This is a genomic window from Paraburkholderia fungorum (assembly GCF_003610895.1).
Lineage (GTDB): Bacteria > Pseudomonadota > Gammaproteobacteria > Burkholderiales > Burkholderiaceae > Paraburkholderia > Paraburkholderia fungorum_B.
The window spans coordinates 1-16,441 of the sequence record NZ_MCAS01000013.1; the positions used below are offsets into that span (position 1 = coordinate 1).

At 62.0% G+C, this 16,441-nt stretch carries 14 protein-coding genes; 8 read left to right on the forward strand and 6 right to left on the reverse strand.

The window, feature by feature from the left end; translation table 11 throughout:
- Positions 1-53: 53 nt before the first annotated feature.
- Positions 54-1,304, forward strand: a complete 1,251-nt coding sequence (locus BCY88_RS14960) for an IS256 family transposase (RefSeq protein ID WP_120342987.1) — start codon at positions 54-56, stop codon at positions 1,302-1,304.
- A 268-nt stretch (positions 1,305-1,572) separates the two neighbouring features.
- Here the strand turns inward: BCY88_RS14960 and BCY88_RS14965 are convergent, their stop codons facing one another.
- The gene (locus BCY88_RS14965) at positions 1,573-2,451 is read right to left on the reverse strand and encodes a LysR family transcriptional regulator (RefSeq protein WP_120345035.1); all 879 of its coding nucleotides are present in this window, start codon (positions 2,449-2,451) and stop codon (positions 1,573-1,575) included.
- A 135-nt stretch (positions 2,452-2,586) separates the two neighbouring features.
- Between BCY88_RS14965 and BCY88_RS14970 the strand changes: the two genes are divergently transcribed.
- A complete protein-coding gene (locus BCY88_RS14970) occupies positions 2,587-3,312 on the forward strand; it encodes a pirin family protein (RefSeq protein ID WP_120345036.1) in 726 nt (241 codons plus the stop codon).
- Between the two features lie 119 nt (positions 3,313-3,431).
- Positions 3,432-3,845, forward strand: a complete 414-nt coding sequence (locus BCY88_RS14975; protein ID WP_120345037.1) for a DoxX family protein — start codon at positions 3,432-3,434, stop codon at positions 3,843-3,845.
- 107 nt (positions 3,846-3,952) lie between these two features.
- Here the strand turns inward: BCY88_RS14975 and BCY88_RS14980 are convergent, their stop codons facing one another.
- The 4 genes from BCY88_RS14980 to prpR form a co-directional block, all read right to left on the reverse strand.
- A complete protein-coding gene (locus tag BCY88_RS14980) occupies positions 3,953-5,107 on the reverse strand; it encodes an alkane 1-monooxygenase (protein ID WP_120345038.1) in 1,155 nt (384 codons plus the stop codon).
- Positions 5,108-5,466: 359 nt separating this feature from the next.
- The gene (gene ahpF, locus BCY88_RS14985) at positions 5,467-7,059 is read right to left on the reverse strand and encodes an alkyl hydroperoxide reductase subunit F (protein WP_120345039.1); all 1,593 of its coding nucleotides are present in this window, start codon (positions 7,057-7,059) and stop codon (positions 5,467-5,469) included.
- Between the two features lie 150 nt (positions 7,060-7,209).
- Positions 7,210-7,773 (reverse strand): alkyl hydroperoxide reductase subunit C, encoded by a 564-nt coding sequence (ahpC, locus tag BCY88_RS14990; RefSeq protein WP_120345040.1) that lies wholly within the window; start codon positions 7,771-7,773, stop codon positions 7,210-7,212.
- A gap of 148 nt (positions 7,774-7,921) precedes the next feature.
- Positions 7,922-9,886, reverse strand: coding sequence for a propionate catabolism operon regulatory protein PrpR (gene prpR / locus BCY88_RS14995; protein ID WP_259461405.1), 1,965 nt, complete (start codon positions 9,884-9,886; stop codon positions 7,922-7,924).
- Between the two features lie 204 nt (positions 9,887-10,090).
- Between prpR and BCY88_RS15000 the strand changes: the two genes are divergently transcribed.
- The 4 genes from BCY88_RS15000 (at position 10,091) to BCY88_RS15015 (ending at position 14,379) form a co-directional block, all read left to right on the forward strand.
- Complete coding sequence (locus tag BCY88_RS15000; protein ID WP_120345042.1) at positions 10,091-10,972, forward strand: isocitrate lyase/PEP mutase family protein; 882 nt, start codon at positions 10,091-10,093, stop codon at positions 10,970-10,972.
- Positions 10,973-11,036: 64 nt separating this feature from the next.
- Complete coding sequence (locus tag BCY88_RS15005) at positions 11,037-12,359, forward strand: MFS transporter (RefSeq protein WP_120345043.1); 1,323 nt, start codon at positions 11,037-11,039, stop codon at positions 12,357-12,359.
- A gap of 76 nt (positions 12,360-12,435) precedes the next feature.
- A complete protein-coding gene (locus tag BCY88_RS15010; RefSeq protein ID WP_120345044.1) occupies positions 12,436-13,875 on the forward strand; it encodes an MFS transporter in 1,440 nt (479 codons plus the stop codon).
- 69 nt (positions 13,876-13,944) lie between these two features.
- Positions 13,945-14,379: a GNAT family N-acetyltransferase gene (locus BCY88_RS15015; protein WP_120345045.1), complete on the forward strand. Its 435-nt coding sequence runs from the start codon at positions 13,945-13,947 to the stop codon at positions 14,377-14,379.
- A 140-nt stretch (positions 14,380-14,519) separates the two neighbouring features.
- Here BCY88_RS15015 and BCY88_RS15020 read toward each other — a convergent pair whose 3' ends face one another.
- Positions 14,520-15,389 carry a 2OG-Fe(II) oxygenase gene (locus BCY88_RS15020; RefSeq protein WP_120345046.1) on the reverse strand — a complete coding sequence of 290 codons (870 nt, stop codon included), beginning with the start codon at positions 15,387-15,389 and terminating at the stop codon, positions 14,520-14,522.
- Between the two features lie 377 nt (positions 15,390-15,766).
- Between BCY88_RS15020 and BCY88_RS15025 the strand changes: the two genes are divergently transcribed.
- Positions 15,767-16,411, forward strand: a complete 645-nt coding sequence (locus tag BCY88_RS15025) for a cation diffusion facilitator family transporter (RefSeq protein WP_120345153.1) — start codon at positions 15,767-15,769, stop codon at positions 16,409-16,411.
- The last annotated feature ends 30 nt before the right edge of the window (positions 16,412-16,441 follow it).

The following is a 16,441-nucleotide window of genomic DNA, read 5'->3' on the forward strand; positions in this document are numbered from 1 at the left end:
GGGCCTGTCATTAATTTCGTGTTCAAGGCATATCATTCTCCCCAGGAGAACCTATGCCTCGCAAACCGAAAGCTACGCCGGCAGAACTGCCGGTGATCCCCGCTGAGCTGCTTGAGAAGTTCGGCAACGGGCCGATGACGGCCGAAGCGATCAACGCCGCGACGTTGTCCTTGAAGAAGGCGCTGATCGAGCGGGCGCTGGGTGGCGAGATGAGCCATCATCTCGGCTACACGTCCGGTGCTGCAAAGCCCGCGGCCGTCACCAATCAGCGCAATGGCACGGGCGCCAAGACAGTCCTGACCGAGGACGGTCCGATCCGTATCGAGATCCCACGCGATCGCGACGGTAGTTTCGAACCGCTGCTGATTCCCAAGCACGAACGGCGCTTCACGGGTTTCGATGACAAGATCGTCGCCATGTATGCCCGGGGTATGACCGTGCGTGAGATACAAGGCTTTCTGCTCGAACAGTATGGCACCGACGTCTCGCCTGATTTCATCAGCTCGGTTACCGACGAGGTCATGGCCGAAGTGACGGCCTGGCAGGGCCGCCCGCTTGAGCCGATGTATCCGGTGGTGTTCTTCGACGCATTGCGGGTCAAGATCCGCGAAGACGCCGTGGTGCGCAACAAGGCGATCTACCTTGCGCTGGGCATTCTTCCCGACGGCACACGCGATATCCTCGGCCTGTGGATCGAGAACACCGAGGGCGCCAAGTTCTGGATGAAGGTGTTCAACGACCTCAGGACGCGCGGCGTCAACGACATCCTGATCGCCGTCACCGATGGTCTGAAGGGTATGCCCGAGGCGCTGGCGGCAGTGTTTCCGGCCACCACGCTGCAGACCTGCATTGTTCACCTGATCCGCAACAGCCTCGATTACGCGAGCTGGAAGGACCGCAGGGGCCTGGCCGCAGCGATCCGCCCGATCTACACCGCGCCCAGCGCGGAAGCGGCGCAGGCGGAACTCGATGCATTTGCTGATGGGCCATGGGGGCAGAAATTCCCGCCGGTCAGCGCGGCGTGGCGCAACGCCTGGGATCGCGTAATTCCGTTCTTTGCGTTTCCACCGTCGGTTCGCAAGGTGATATACACGACGAACGCCATTGAGAACATCAACTCGCAGTTGCGCAAGATCATCAAAACGCGGGGCCACTTCCCGACCGACGAGGCTGCGACGAAGCTCATCTGGCTTGCATTGCGTAACATCACTGCCGATTGGGGGCGTGCGGCTCATGACTGGAAGGCCGCCATGAACCAGTTCGCCATACTTTATGAGGACCGATTCGTTCGACCATCCGTGTAATTCTCAACCCGCCTTGAACACGGAAATTCTGACACCCCCATTCCAGATGCACCACTACCGTGGCTGCGCGGGGGACCCGCTTATGAGCTGGCGGTGTGAGCCGCTTTCTTTGCTTATCTTTCTTTGCGGCGGCAAAGAAAGTAAGTGCCGCCCCGCACAGGGGCAACACCAATAGACCACTAACAAAACAAGGAAAGGCCAAAGAACAAGCCAGATCAAGCAAAAAACCAAAACCCCAAACAAGCGCCGCGCAGGCAACAAAAAAAAATCACCCCCTCAACCCCTCCCTCAAAAACTCAACAAAAGCCCGAATACTGACCGAACTCTGCCGATGCTGCGGATAAACCGCATAAACGGTACTCGCCGAAGGCAAAAACTCATCGAGCACCCTCACGAGCTGCCCAGCACCAAGCGCACGAGAAACAATAAAATCAGGAAGCCGAACAATCCCAAGCCCAGCGATGGCAGCATCGCGAACCAGCTCCCCATTATTAGCCCGCAGCGGCCCCCGCACCTCAACCCCCTTCAAAACCCCATCGACAACAAAATCCCAACTCACCGCCCCGCCATGTCCATATAACAGACACGAATGCCGCGCCAGCTCACCAGGAAGAACCGGCGCCCCACGCCGCCGCACATACCCCGGACTGCAGCACACCACCATCCTGACATCGACCAGCTTCTGCGCGATCAGCGTGGAATCCGGCAACGTCCCGATCCGGATCGCCATATCGAAGCCCTCGCCCACCACGTCGACGGTGCGATCGCTCAACTCCATATCGAAGCGCACCGCGTCGTGCTCGCGCAGAAAGCGTGCTACCAAGGGCGACAGATGCATCATGCCGAACGACATCGGCGCGCTGATCCGCAGCAGCCCACGCGGCCCGGCGCGGCGTAACGACATGGCCTGCTCGGCGTCTTCCACCTCGCCGAGAATGCGCCGCGCGCGCTCATAAAACTCCTGCCCGAGTTCGGTCACGGCCAGCTTGCGCGTATTGCGGATCAGCAGTTGCACGCCAAGCGCCTCCTCCAGCGCCATCACGCGCCGGCTGACGAACTGCTTCGAGAGCGCCAGCCGGTTTGCCGCCGCGGTGAAGTTATGGGCGTCGACCGTGGCGACGAAGATCCGCATGTCATCGAGTTGCATCGAATTGTCCACTTGAACGAGACAGTGTTTCCTATTTCAATCCGATTATAGCCATTCTGATTGACCTAAACTGTCATTCATGGATCGCAGCCAAACATCTGGCCGGATCGCACAACACAATCAAGGAGAAATACGATGCTCGATATCAGACACGCCAATCAACGCGGCCGCGCGGAGCACGGCTGGCTCAGCTCGCGTCATACGTTTTCCTTCGCGAACTATCACGATCCGAAGCAGAACGGCTTTTCCGACCTGCTCGTCATCAACGACGATCGTGTCGCACCGGCCCAAGGTTTCGGCAAGCATCCGCACCGCGACATGGAGATCTTTTCGTACGTGCTGGACGGCGCGCTGGAACATAAGGACACGATGGGCACCGGCTCGGTGATCGTCCCTGGCGACATCCAGTTGATGAGCGCGGGAACCGGCGTCGCGCACAGCGAGTACAACCAGTCGAAGAGCGAGCCCGTGCACTTCCTGCAAATCTGGATCGCACCGGCGCAGATGGGCACCGCGCCGCGCTATCAGCAACGTCAGTTTGGCGCGGACCAGAAGCGCGGCGTGTTGCGCCTCGTGTTGTCGCCGGACGGTGCGGACGGCTCGCTGGTGCTCCAACAGGATGCGCGGGTCTATGCCGGTCTTTTCGACGGTAACGAAACTGCCCGCCTCGAATTGGCCAGTAATCGCTATGCTTATATCCACGTGGCGCGCGGCAGCGTCACGGTGAACGGCGTCGAGCTTGGTGAAGGCGACGGCGTGCGGGTCCGCGACGAAGAAGCCCTGACCTTCACGCAAGGTCACGACGCGGAGGTGTTGGTGTTCGATCTGCGCAATATCGAAGTGTCGGAGTTGTGGGCCTAAGCGGCTCGATTGAGCGGCCCGATCAGGTGGCTTGACTGCCGCCCGGTCCGGCCGGCTTAAGCGTGGCTCGCCGCGCGTTCGCGGCGAGCTGCACCCTTCCTTATCTCTTGAGAAAAATCATGCGCTATACGCTACTTGAAAACCAGAAAGACGCAGTCATTCTCGTCGCCCGCATTTTGTTGATGGTGCTGTTCGTCATGTTCGGCTGGTCGAAGCTGACCGGCTTTTCCGGCACCGTGGCTTATATGGTCTCGAGCGGCGCGCCGATTCCGGAATTGTCGGCGGTCATCGCCGTGGTGATGGAGTTCGTGGTGGGCATTGCGCTCGTGGTGGGCTTCTACACGCGCCCGCTCGCCCTGCTGCTCGCGCTCTATACGCTGGGCACGGCGATCATCGGCCACCACTACTGGAACATGACGGGCGCCGCGCAGTACGCAAACATGATCAACTTCTACAAGAACATCAGCATCATGGGTGGCTTGTTCCTGTTGTGTGTCACAGGGGCCGGCAAGTATTCGCTCGACCGGCGCTGAGGCAACGCCAGGCGCCGCTCAGACCACGCGGCCGGCGGCCGGCAAGCCCGATAAAAAAGCCGCCCGGCATTGCCCGGGCGGCTTTCTCTTTGCATCGGGCAGTCGCGCTAGCCGGCAAACTGCGCCAATACGCGCTCGCGAATGGCCGGCCGGATATTCGACTGCGCCATATTGCCTTGATAGTGCGCGACCACGCGCGGGTTCATCACGCGAAACCATAGCGGCGGCACATACGCCAGCATGATCATCGTTGCATAGCCGGAGGGCAATTGCGGCGCGCCGTCGAAATGACGCAGTGCCTGGTAAGAGCGCGTCGGATTCGCATGATGATCGGCGTGACGCTGCAACTGGTACAGAAACAGATTCGTCACGATGCGATTGCTGTTCCATGAGTGTTGCGGCTGGCAACGCTCATAACGGCCGCTCGCGAGCTGCTTGCGGCCGAGCCCGTAGTGCTCCAGATAATTCACCACTTCGAGCAAAGAGGCGCCGTACACGGCCTGAATCAGCAGAAACGGAATCACGGTCTTGCCGAACAGCGCGATCATTGCGCCCCACAGCACCGCCGTCATGGCCCACGCATGCAGAACTTCATTGCGCCATGTCCAGGGCGACTTGCCAAGGCGTTCGAGCCGATGCTTCTCGAGGCGCCACGCCGATCCGATGCTGCCGAATACCGTGCGCGGCAAGAAACGCCAGAACGACTCGCCGTAACGCGCGCTCGCCGGGTCGGGCGGCGTCGCCACCCGCACATGATGCCCACGATTGTGTTCGACGAAGAAATGCCCATAGGCGACAGGCGCCAGTGTGATCTTGGCGAGCCATCGTTCGAAGCCATCGGTCTTGTGACCGAGCTCGTGCGCGGTATTGATCGACACGCCCGTCGCCGCGCCCAGTGAAAGCGCAAAGCCAAGATAGTCGTACCACGCCAGAGCGTGCGTGCCGACGATCCACAGCGAGCCTAGGAACGAAATGTATTCAATGAAGGTGGCCAGATAGACCACACGGCGGTAATAACGCTCCCGCTCGAGCCTGGGAACGACGTCTTCGGGCGGATTGCTCGGATCGTCGCCGATCAGATAGTCGAGCACAGGAATAATGCCGAACACGAAAATCGGCCCGAACCACCAGAAGATATGCCAGCCGGTCTGCAACGCCAGGTTGGCGGCGTGCAACGGCAAGGTGATGGTGAGTGCGCCGAGCAGCCACAAATAGCGCTTGCCGTCGACCCACCGGGCGGGGCTCGCTTGGGGTGTTGCCATTGTCTCCCTCCTTGTTTTATGTCGCCTGGTATCGGCAAGCTGTGCGCTTGCCGGCCAGTACGCGTGCCGCCAGGACCGTGGCCGACTCCCAGATTTATATGGCCTGACAGGTGCGATAGCCAAGGAATTGACCCAGGTGGGAGGCTCCAAACAACCCGGGCGTTGAGACGGCATGGAGGATGGGCGTCGAGCGGGCGAATGAAACGGGCGTTTGCCGATTTGCTGCGGCGCACTTCGGGGCCCCGGCGCCGCGGATCGTCGAAATCCCCGCTCGCGAGACCCGCGTCGGCGCGGGTCCTGTCTCACCACCAACAAAAACGGCGGCCCGAAGGCCGCCGTCCATTACTTACATCAACACATCAAACCGCCGCTTCGGCTTCCGTTTCGCTCACCACTTCGTCCGCGTCGCTGCTGCGGATCAGGTGATCGAAGGCTGAGAGCGACGCCTTCGCACCCTCGCCCACCGCAATCACGATCTGCTTGAACGGGACCGTGGTCACGTCGCCGGCAGCGAACACGCCCGGCACCGACGTCGCGCCGCGTGCATCGACAACGATCTCGCCGTGCTTCGACAGTTCGACCGTGCCCTTCAGCCACTCGGTGTTCGGCACGAGACCGATCTGCACGAACACGCCTTCGAGTTCGATGCTCTTCGATTCGCCCGAACGCAGGTCCTTGTAAACCAGACCATTGACCTTCTTGCCGTCGCCGGTGATTTCCGTGGTCTGTGCCTGCGTCACGATCGTCACGTTGGCGAGGCTGCGCAACTTGCGTTGCAGCACTTCGTCGGCACGCAGTTGCGCGCCGAATTCGAACAGCGTCACTTCACGCACAATGCCGGCGAGATCGATGGCTGCTTCGACGCCCGAGTTGCCGCCGCCGATCACCGCAACGCGCTTGCCCTTGAACAGCGGACCATCGCAGTGCGGGCAGTACGCCACGCCGTGGTTACGGTACTCGCGCTCGCCCGGCACATTGATCTCACGCCAGCGAGCGCCCGTTGCCAGAATGATCGTCTTTGCCTTCAGGACCGCGCCGTTCGCCAGACGCACCTCGTTGATGCGCCCGGGTATCAGCGCTTCAGCGCGCTGCACGTCCATGATGTCGACTTCGTAGCTCTTCACGTGCTGTTCGAGCGCCGTGGCGAACTGCGGTCCCTCGGTATGCGTCACGGAGACGAAGTTCTCGATCGCCAGCGTATCGAGCACCTGGCCGCCGAAACGCTCCGCCACGACACCCGTCGCAATACCCTTGCGTGCCGAGTAAATCGCAGCCGCTGCACCCGCAGGACCGCCGCCGACGATCAGCGTGTCGAACACCGGCTTCTTTTCCAGTTCCTTAGCCGCACGCGCACCGGCATTGGTGTCGAGCTTCGCGAGGATTTCCTTCACGCCGCTGCGGCCCTGGCCGAACACTTCGCCGTTCATGAACATGGTCGGTACCGCCATGATCTGGCGCGCTTCGACTTCGTTCTGGAACAGCGCGCCGTCGATCGCCACGTGGCGGATGCGCGGGTTGAGCAGCGCCATCACGTTCAGCGCCTGGACAACTTCCGGGCAGTTCTGGCATGACAGCGAAAAATACGTTTCGAATTGATAGTCGCCGTCGAGATTGCGGATCTGTTCGATCACTGCATCGTCGAGTTTGACCGGATGGCCGCCGACCTGCAAAAGCGCGAGGACGAGCGACGTGAATTCATGCCCCATCGGAATGCCGGCGAAACGGATGCCCGTTTCCTTGCCCGGCTCGCCGATCGAAAACGACGGCTTGCGCTCCTCATCGCCACGGCGTTCGATCACGGTGACGCGTTCCGACAACGTCGCGATATCGGTCAGCAATGCCAGCAGCTCTTGCGATTTCGCGCTGTCGTCGAGCGAGGCGACGATCTCGATAGGTCTGCTAACCTTCTCGAGGTAGGATTTCAACTGAGTCTTGAGATTGGCGTCCAGCATGGCTTTCGATTCCGTGACGAGGGGTGTTGGGTCCCGGCGCCGCACGCCTGCGGATGGGAGGCGTGCGGCCCGGGGACGTGCGAACCGCGGTAAAACGCGGTCCGCACGGCGATGCACCGTGAGGCGCTTACTGCAACAGGCTTTTAGACCTTAGATCTTGCCGATCAGGTCGAGCGACGGGGTCAGCGTGTCAGCGCCCGGCGTCCACTTGGCGGGGCAAACTTCACCCGGGTGAGCTGCGACGTACTGTGCAGCTTGCACCTTGCGCAGCAATTCGCCAGCGTCACGGCCAATGCCGTTGTCGTGAATTTCGGCCAGCTTGATCTCGCCTTCCGGGTTGATCACGAACGTGCCGCGCAGTGCCAGACCTTCTTCTTCGATCAGCACGTCGAAGTTACGCGAGATGGCCAGCGTCGGGTCAGCCAGCATCGGGTACTTGATCTTCTGGATCGTGTCCGACGTGTCGTGCCATGCCTTGTGCGTGAAGTGCGTATCGGTCGACACGCTGTAGATTTCGACGCCGAGCTTCTTGAATTCGGCGTAACGATCGGCCAGGTCGCCCAGTTCGGTCGGGCACACGAAGGTGAAGTCAGCCGGGTAGAAAACGAAAACCGACCACTTGCCCTTCAGGCTTTCTTCAGTGATGGTCTGGAAATCGCCATTGTGAAAAGCCTGCGCCTTGAACGGTTTGACTTGACTGTTGATGATCGGCATTTACTGAGTCCTCTTTCGGGGTGGTTGGAAAGTGGAGTCAGTATGTCAGACACCGCTTAATAGGTAAAGTGGTGTGTTTAAATTATTTCAATAGTTTATTACTATTTGACTGGCTACCGGCGACTATTGCGTCGCACCAATCCCCGGCTCAGTCTCTCATGAGCCGCCAGAGGGTCGTGCGGCCGATTCCCAACGCCCGGCTTGCTGCGGCGCGATTGCCGCCGGCCTGTTCGAGCGCGCGTATGACGTCTTCGCGGGTGGGTGTGCGGCGGACCGGGGCGTCGCCGGAGATGTGGGTAAGAGGCATTGCATCATGCCCATCCGCGACGGTCTGCCGCATCCGCCCGAATTCCGGAAATACCGCCTGCAAGTCCTGCCCGCCCTCGCCGGCCGGATCGCTCAGATAAATCGCGGCGCGCACCAGCAGATTTTCCAGTTCCCGCACATTGCCAGGCCACGCATAGTGCTCGAACAAGGGTGTGAGGAAGGTCAGCACGTGCTCGAGCGCGGCATCCGACAGTCCATATTGGCGCGCGCTGCGCTTCAACACGTGCCGCGCCAGTTGCGCGACATCGCTGCGTCTTTCGCGCAGCGGCGGCAATTCTATCTGAAGCAGATTCAGGCGAAAGTACAGATCCGCGCGAAACACGCCCTGCTCGACCAGCGTGTGCAGATCGCGATGCGTCGCCGCAATCACCCGCACGTCGACGGGGGTTGCACGCCCGGCGCCGAGCTTCATGACTTCACGCTCCTGCAGCACGCGCAGCAGCCGGCTTTGCAGGGCCGCCGGCATCTCGCCAATCTCGTCGAGAAATATCGTGCCGGTATGGGCGCTTTCAAAGAGACCCGGCTTGCCGCCCCGGCGCGCGCCGGTGAACGCCCCCTCCTCATGACCGAACAATTCGCTTTCGATCAGCCCCTCGGGCAACGCCGCGCAGTTGAAGGCGACGAAGGGGTTGCCGCGCCGCCGGCTGGCATTGTGGATGCCCTGCGCAACCAGTTCCTTGCCGGTGCCGCTTTCGCCGCTCAGCAGCACGGTGGCGTCGTGAGCCGCGCCCGCGCGGGCGAGCCGCCGCACCCGTTCGAGCGCCGCCGAACTGCCGATCAGATCGTCCAGATGGTGTCGCGCGACCAGGTGCTTCGGCCGCTGGCTGGTACGCAGCGAACGGTCGATCCGCTGCGCGATCAGCGCGTCCTGCACCGTGATCACCGACCCCGAACGCAAGCCCTGCTCGACGATCGGCACACAGCTGACGATCAGTGCGCGAGCGCCAATTTGCTCGATACGCTCCTCGACCGGCGCGTCATGTTCGAGCGTTTCGCGCAGCAAGGGGCCGACGGCGCGCGTCAATTGCGCCGGAATGTCTTGTTCGCGATCGAGGCCGAGCAGATCGAGCATCGCCGGATTGACTGCTTCGAGTTGACCGGCATCGTCGAAGGCGGCTACACCGTCGCGCAAATGGGCCACGATGGTGTTCAGGCGCACCCGCTTCGATTCCTTCTGGCGGCTCACTCGCGCCAGTTCGACCGAGCGCTCGAACGCTTCTTCGACCGCGCCGAGCGAGTATAGAAAAACGCTCTCAAGGCCTGCCTGCTGCGCGAAATCGCAGGCCATGCCGGGGCCGATGATCACGCTGCAGCCTTCGGCCGCCAGATTGGCGACCGCGAGCCGCACTTCGTCGATCGAGCGATAGGCGCGCTGCTTCAGGCCGATGTTCAGCCACGCGCGCAGGTCTGCGAGTTCATGCGAAATGGTTTCGTGCAGGACGAGACCGATCTGCGCGCCGGGCCAGTTCGTCGTGGCGCGGGTGATCGCGCTCAGCACGTCGAAGCCGTTCACCTTGACCATCACCACCGGGACGCTCAGGTTGTCGCGCAGGTAAGCGCCGTTCGATCCGGCGGCCAGCACGACATCGACCGAACCGGCGTCCACATAAGTCTGCAGGGCCGTGACCGCAGCGCCGTAGCCTTCGCGGACCGAAAAGAACCTGGCGCGATCGGCATAGCGCGGCGCAACCGTCTCGCAAACCGACTGCAACCGGCTGATACTGACCAGAGCCACGCCCGGCAAGCCGGAATGCGGACTGGCAAAGGACGACGTGAAAGTGGACACTGCGACGCTCCGTCTGTAGCTGAAACGTTCCACGAAACGTTTCATGGAACACATCCACATTCTGCCATGAACCGCGGCGCCACCGCCGCTTCACCTAAGCTACTGATTGCCCGGGATAAATTCTCAAATCCGGCCAATGGCATGGTTCCTGCACATTCAGCCCGATGTTCTATCACTTCCTTCCCTATCTGGAGACACACAGCCATGAGCACTTCCGCCACCCGCCGCGCCGCCTTCCGCGCCAAAGTCAACCAACGCCAGGGTCTGCTCGTGCCGGGCGCCTTCAACGCGATGAGCGCACGCGTGATCGAGGACGCCGGCTTCGAAGCGATCTACATCACGGGCGCGGGCGTCACCAACATGTCGCTCGGCCTGCCCGACCTCGGCTTCATTGGTCTCGCCGAAGTCGCCGAGCATTGCGCGCGGATTCGCGACGCCGTTGCGCTGCCATTGATCGTCGACGCCGACACCGGCTTCGGCAACGCGCTGAACGTGCGCCAGACCGTACGCGTGCTCGAGCGCAGCGGCGCCGACGTGATCCAGTTCGAAGACCAGATCATGCCGAAGAAGTGCGGCCACTTCGCCGGCAAGGAAGTGGTCAGCACGAGCGAAATGGTCGGCAAGATCCGCGCGGCCGTCGATGCCCGCGAAGACGGCAACCTGCAGATCATGGCGCGCACCGATGCGGCCGCGGTCCACGGCATTGAAGATGCGATCGAACGCGGCCATCGCTTCATCGAAGCCGGCGCGGACATTCTGTTTATCGAAGCGACCGAATCGCTCGCCGACATCGAACGTCTGCCGGGACTGTTCGACAAGCCGCAACTGATCAACATCGTGATCGGCGGCAAGACGCCGGTGCAATCGCGTGAAGCGCTCGCCAAGCTCGGCTACGGCATCGTGCTGTACGCGAACGCGGCGCTGCAAGGCGCGGTGCTCGGCATGCAGCGCGCGCTCGGCACATTGAAGAGCAACGGCCGCCTCGATGAAGACGCTACGCTCGTCGCGCCGTTCAGCGAACGCCAGCGTCTGGTGAACAAGCCGCTGTACGACAAGCTCGACCGGGAGTACGCGGCGAAGGATTGAGCGGCATAGACAGCGCGCAGGTCCATTACAACCAGAAACCAGAAGCCGGAAACCAGGAGACCCGATGTCCATTGCCCCCGATACGAGCCGCGAGTACGACGTCGTCACCGTCAACGCCGCGGCGCCGCCGCGGATTCGCTCGATTGTCGGGGGTCTTGCCGGCAATCTGATCGAGTGGTACGACTTTCTCGCGTACAGCATTTTCTCGATCTACTTTGCCAACTCGTTTTTCCCCAGCGACAAACCGACTGTGCAACTGATGAACACCGCAGCGATCGCGGCGGTCGGTTATGTCGCGCGTCCGTTGGGCAGTTGGCTGATCGGGCTATACGCCGACAAGCACGGCCGTAAATCCGCGCTGACCGGTTCGGTTCTCGCGATGTGCGTCGGCTCCCTGATGATCGCGCTCACCCCCGGCTACGCGACCATCGGCGTATTCGCGCCGATCGTGCTGATTCTTGCGCGTCTGCTGCAAGGCCTGAGCATGGGCGGCGAATACGGCACGAGTGCGACTTACCTGAGCGAAATCGCACCAGAAAATCGCCGGGGCTTTTATCTCGGGTTTCTTCAGGTCAGCGTCGTGGCCGGGCAGTTGTGCGCGCTGGCCGTGATGCTGGTGATGCAGCGCTGGCTGCTGAGCTCGCAGCAGATCGAGGACTGGGGCTGGCGCATTCCGTTCGTGATCGGCGGCGCGCTCGCGCTCTTCGCGTTGTACATGCGCCGCAATGTGACTGAAACCGAAGCGTTCGCGCAGAGCAGGCGGCAGCACGGACCGTCGGTCGCGCGGGAGATGTGGCAGCATCGGCGCCAGATCGTGCAGGCGATTGGCATCACGGTGGGCGGCACCGTCGCGTTCTATACGTACACGGTGTATATGCAGAAGTTTCTGGTCAACTCGGTCGGGCTCAGCAAGGAAAGCTCGACGTTCATATCCGCGGCGGCACTGCTGCTCTATATGCCCTTGCAACCGCTCTTCGGCTTCGCCTCGGATGTGTTCGGCCGGCGACCGGTGCTGATCTGCTTCGGCCTGTGCTGCACCCTGTTTTCGGTGCCGCTCTTCACCGTGCTGAGCCATACCAAAGACCCGTTCGTCGCGTTTGTGCTGTCGTTCGCCGGGCTTGTCATGCTGAGCGGCTTTACGTCGGTCCACATGCTGGCGAAGACCGAACTGTTTCCGGCACGCATCCGCGCGCTCGCCGTCGGCTTGCCTTATGCGCTGACCACTGCAATCCTCGGCGGTACGACCGAGTTTGTTGCGTTACGATTCAAGGCTAGCGGGCACGAGTCATATTTTTACTGGTACGTCACCGTATGGGCCGCGATCTCATTGCTTGTCTATATACGGATGCCGGAAACACGTTTTCGAAAGGGTGTTGCCAAAACATGAAGTTGAAACTCTCCCGGCGTACGCACCGGCACGGCGGCGTCAGCGAACCCGAGCGCGGTGCAATGAGGAAGACGCCATGAGTGCCGGCGGCGCACGCAATTCGCACATCGGCTGGCTGCCGTATATCGTGGCCGCCACCTTCTTCATGGAGTATCTCGACACCACGGTGATCGCGACGGCGCTGCCGCAGATGGCGCACTCGTTCGGCGTCGGGCCGAACAGCCTGAGCCTGGGTATGACGGCCTATATGCTGGCGCTGGCGATTTTCATCCCGGTGAGCGGCTGGGTCGCCGACCGCTGCGGCTCGCGCACGGTGTTTTTCAGCGCGATCGGCGTGTTCACGGTGGCTTCGGTGTTGTGCGGCTTGTCGCAGAACGTGGCCGAATTCACGGCCGCGCGGCTGTTGCAAGGCATGGGCGGCGCGATGATGGTGCCGGTCGGGCGCTTGATCGTGGTCCGCAGCACGGAGAAGAGCCGCATGATGCAGGCGATCTCGACCATCACCTGGCCGGCGATTGCCGCGCCGGTGATCGGGCCGCCGGTGGGCGGCTTCATCACCACTTACGCGTCGTGGCGCTGGATCTTTCTGCTGAACGTGCCCTTCGGTCTGGCCGCGATGGCCGTTGCACTCGCGCTGGTGCCGAACCTGCGCGGCACCGAACGCAAACCGCTTGACTGGGTGGGCCTCCTGCTGAGCGCCACGACGCTGACGGCGATTCTGTACGGCGCTGAGCTGGCGAGCCAGCCCGGCGAGAATCCCTGGGTGGCCGGCGCGGTCATCCTCGGCGGCTTGCTGACGGGTGTGGTGGCGTTCCAGCATGCGAAGCGCCACCCGCATCCGCTGATTGACGTCTCCACGCTGAAAATCCCGACTTTTTCCGTGACCGTGGTGACGGGCTCGTTCACCCGTATTGGTATTGGCGCGGTGCCGTACCTGATGCCGCTGCTGTTTCAGGTCGGTTTCGGGTTGTCGGCATTCAAATCGGGACTATTGCTGCTCGCGAGCGCGCTCGGCAACCTTGGCATGAAGGCACTGACCACGCGCATCCTGCAACGCTATGGTTTCCGGATGGTGTCGATTATCGACGTGACGCTGGCCGGTATTTTCATCATTGCCTGCGGATTGCTGACGCCGAACGTGCCGCTCGCGCTGGTTTTGTTCGTCGTGTTCGTTTACGGCGTGGCGCGCTCGATGCAGTTCTCGACGCTTGCCACCCTCGCCTACGCCGACGTCTCACAGCCGCAGATGAGCGCGGCCAGCACGCTGTGGAGCGCCGCCGCCCAGATGACGATCGGTCTGGGCATAGCCTTCGGCGCCGTCTCGTTGCGCGCGGCAGCGGTCTTTAACGGCGAGACGACCGGCCGGGCATTCAGCCTGGACGATTTCCGTCTGGCGTTTCTGTTTGCCGGCGTGCTGACGCTGGTGTCCGTAGTCGGTTACCTGGGTCTTGCGCACGACGCCGGGCAGAGTATCGGCGGCGGTTCACGCGGCGTCGAAGATCCGGCGAAAACCTGAACGCTACAGGGTATGCGGCGCCGCTGCAGCCCCCCTTGATTGACTAACCAGAACGGGCGGAGAGACGCGGTGCAAGCAAACGAGCTGACGATTTCGAGCAACAAGGCCGATCTCGACATCGAGATGGTCTACGCGTTCCTTTCCCAGCAGACAGCATGGGCGAAGGGCATGCCACGCGAGACGTTCGACCGGGCGGTCGCGGGCTCGCTATGTTTCGGCGCGTATATCGAAGGCAAGCAGATCGCGTTTGCCCGGCTGATCACGGATCAGGCGACCTTCGCCTACCTGTGCGATGTTTTCGTGCTGCCGGCGCACCGCGGCAAGGGCTATGCGTCGGCCTTGATGAAGCACATCTTTGCCAGCCCGCCACTGACCGGTTTGCGCCGGATCGTGCTGGTCACGACAGACGCTCACCACGTCTACCAGCCGCACGGCTTCAAGGGGCTGGCGACACCGGAGCGCTATATGGAAGTGCACAACCCGGACGTTTACAAAACGGCTTGACTACACAGCGGCTGAGACCAGCCTGAGTGGCTGCCGATCAGGCTGCCCGTTAGAGCGGCGGATACGGCGCGGAATGGATCAATGGGCAGGGGCGTGACAAATCCGGCCGGTTCAGGGACGCCTCGCGCGGTGAGAAAAAACTAGGCAAAAACGCCTTCTCTGACCCACTTGGTCATAATCCACTTCTCGCCTTCCAGAACAGGCGCCCCTCCGTGCAGGCTCAATGGATCGAGTTGGCGCGCCCCGTTCATATAGCGGAAATAGGCAGCGCCACCCCGCCTGGGGGCAACAGACACGCCAGCATCGGGGAAAAAAGTCTCCCCTCCAGCCGCCACGTCGTTGAGATACAAAACCAGCGTTGCAACCCGCTGCCCGCCGGTCGCCATGTGGACGGCGCTACCGGTCTGCGACGGTGGAAAATAATCGAAGTGCGCCCGATATTCGGCGCCAATTCCATACCTCAACACCTGCAATCCTTCGCCGTTCTCAAGCGGCCAGTTCATCAAGCTGGCAAAGCGCTTTTCGAGCCGATCAAGAAAAGGATCCGCACCGCGGTGATACCACGCGCCTTCGCTCGTGCGGTTGGGGATCACGTCGTTCGAGCCGTTCTCAGGATTGACAGTGGTGGAACGCTTGAGTAGCGGACGCGACCGCTCGATCATCTCATCGCACTCCTCGTCCGACATCACGTCTGCGAACGCGACTATTTGCGGGCGCTCGCAGCGCATCAGCACCTTGACGTCGCGATCGTAGGCACGAATCACGTTGCCCGCGGCGACCGGCGCCGGATCGTAGCGGTATTCGCCCGCGGCCGCCTCGATGCCGCATGGCGCGGCCGTACGGACTGCGAGGGGCGCCCCGGCGGCGTCGAACGAAGCATTCACCGTGGTTTGCGCGAGTTCCGGCTCGAAGCCGACACCGACCATGGCCTCCACCAACGCCGCGGGGCTAAAGCCGCGCTCGACATGACTGTTCAACCAGGTTTTCACGGCATCATTTACGACAGGCATACATCTCGTCCCACATCCAGAGTTGGCTCGCTCAGCACACGCGGACCGGGCGCGCGTCCAGCCGGGCGATGCTGACTAAAGCGAAGGATGATAAGTGGCCGTCCCATCGTATTTCAGGCGACGGTTCGGAAATGGGACCAGGATAAAACGCACGCAGCGTCGGATTTGATGCGTCACAGGCCGCGAATTTTCGTGCTCGCCGCCCCCTGAGCGGACGAGGTGTATCCGATCGCCTGGCACGCTTCCGGCACTGTCATCTGGACGCCACGTTCGACAGGTAATTTCCTGCGACAACATAAAACGTCCCGAGCCAATGCCACAGTCTTCCGCCATGCGAGACAGCGACTGTCACAGCCGTGCCACAGAAGGCGGCCGCCTTGCTTAAAGCCGCCTCCGTCAGCGCGCTGCTCAACGCCTTTCTCATGGCGATGCAGATTGCCATCGGCCTGACCGTGCATTCGGACGGCCTGTTCGCCGACGGCATCCACACCTTGAGCGACCTCGTCGCCGACGGCGTCGTGCTCATGGTGCTGGTTCTCAGCGCGAAAAACCCGAACGCAACGCAAAACGACCGGGACGGCAACACCTCGCAAGCCGTGGCCTCACTCTTCATTGCCGCCCTGCTGATCGTCACGGCAACCGAAATGCTCTGGCATAGCGTCGGGCAGACCGCCACACTGAGCCCAAGCACGGCGATGCAAGTCTGCGCGCTCGCCATCAGCGGATTCGTCACGATCGCCAAGGAAACGCTATTCCGCTACCTGCGCGCCGAAAGCCGGCGCACCGGCTCGGCAATTCTGCTGGCCAGTGCATGGCATGCGCGGATGGACGCGGTGTCGGCGCTGGTCGCGACCCTCGGTGTGGCCGGCAGCATGGCGGGTATGCCGATGCTCGACCACGTGGCCGGCGCGGCGATCGGCCTGATGATCATGCGCATGGGTTGCATAAGCGCGCGCAGCGCCTTGACGCAACTGTCAGCCGGCGCGGCCGGACGAGCCGCCGCACGTCACGCGGCTGAGTAGCGTGCCCGGAGCGTGCCTGGCTGGAGCACG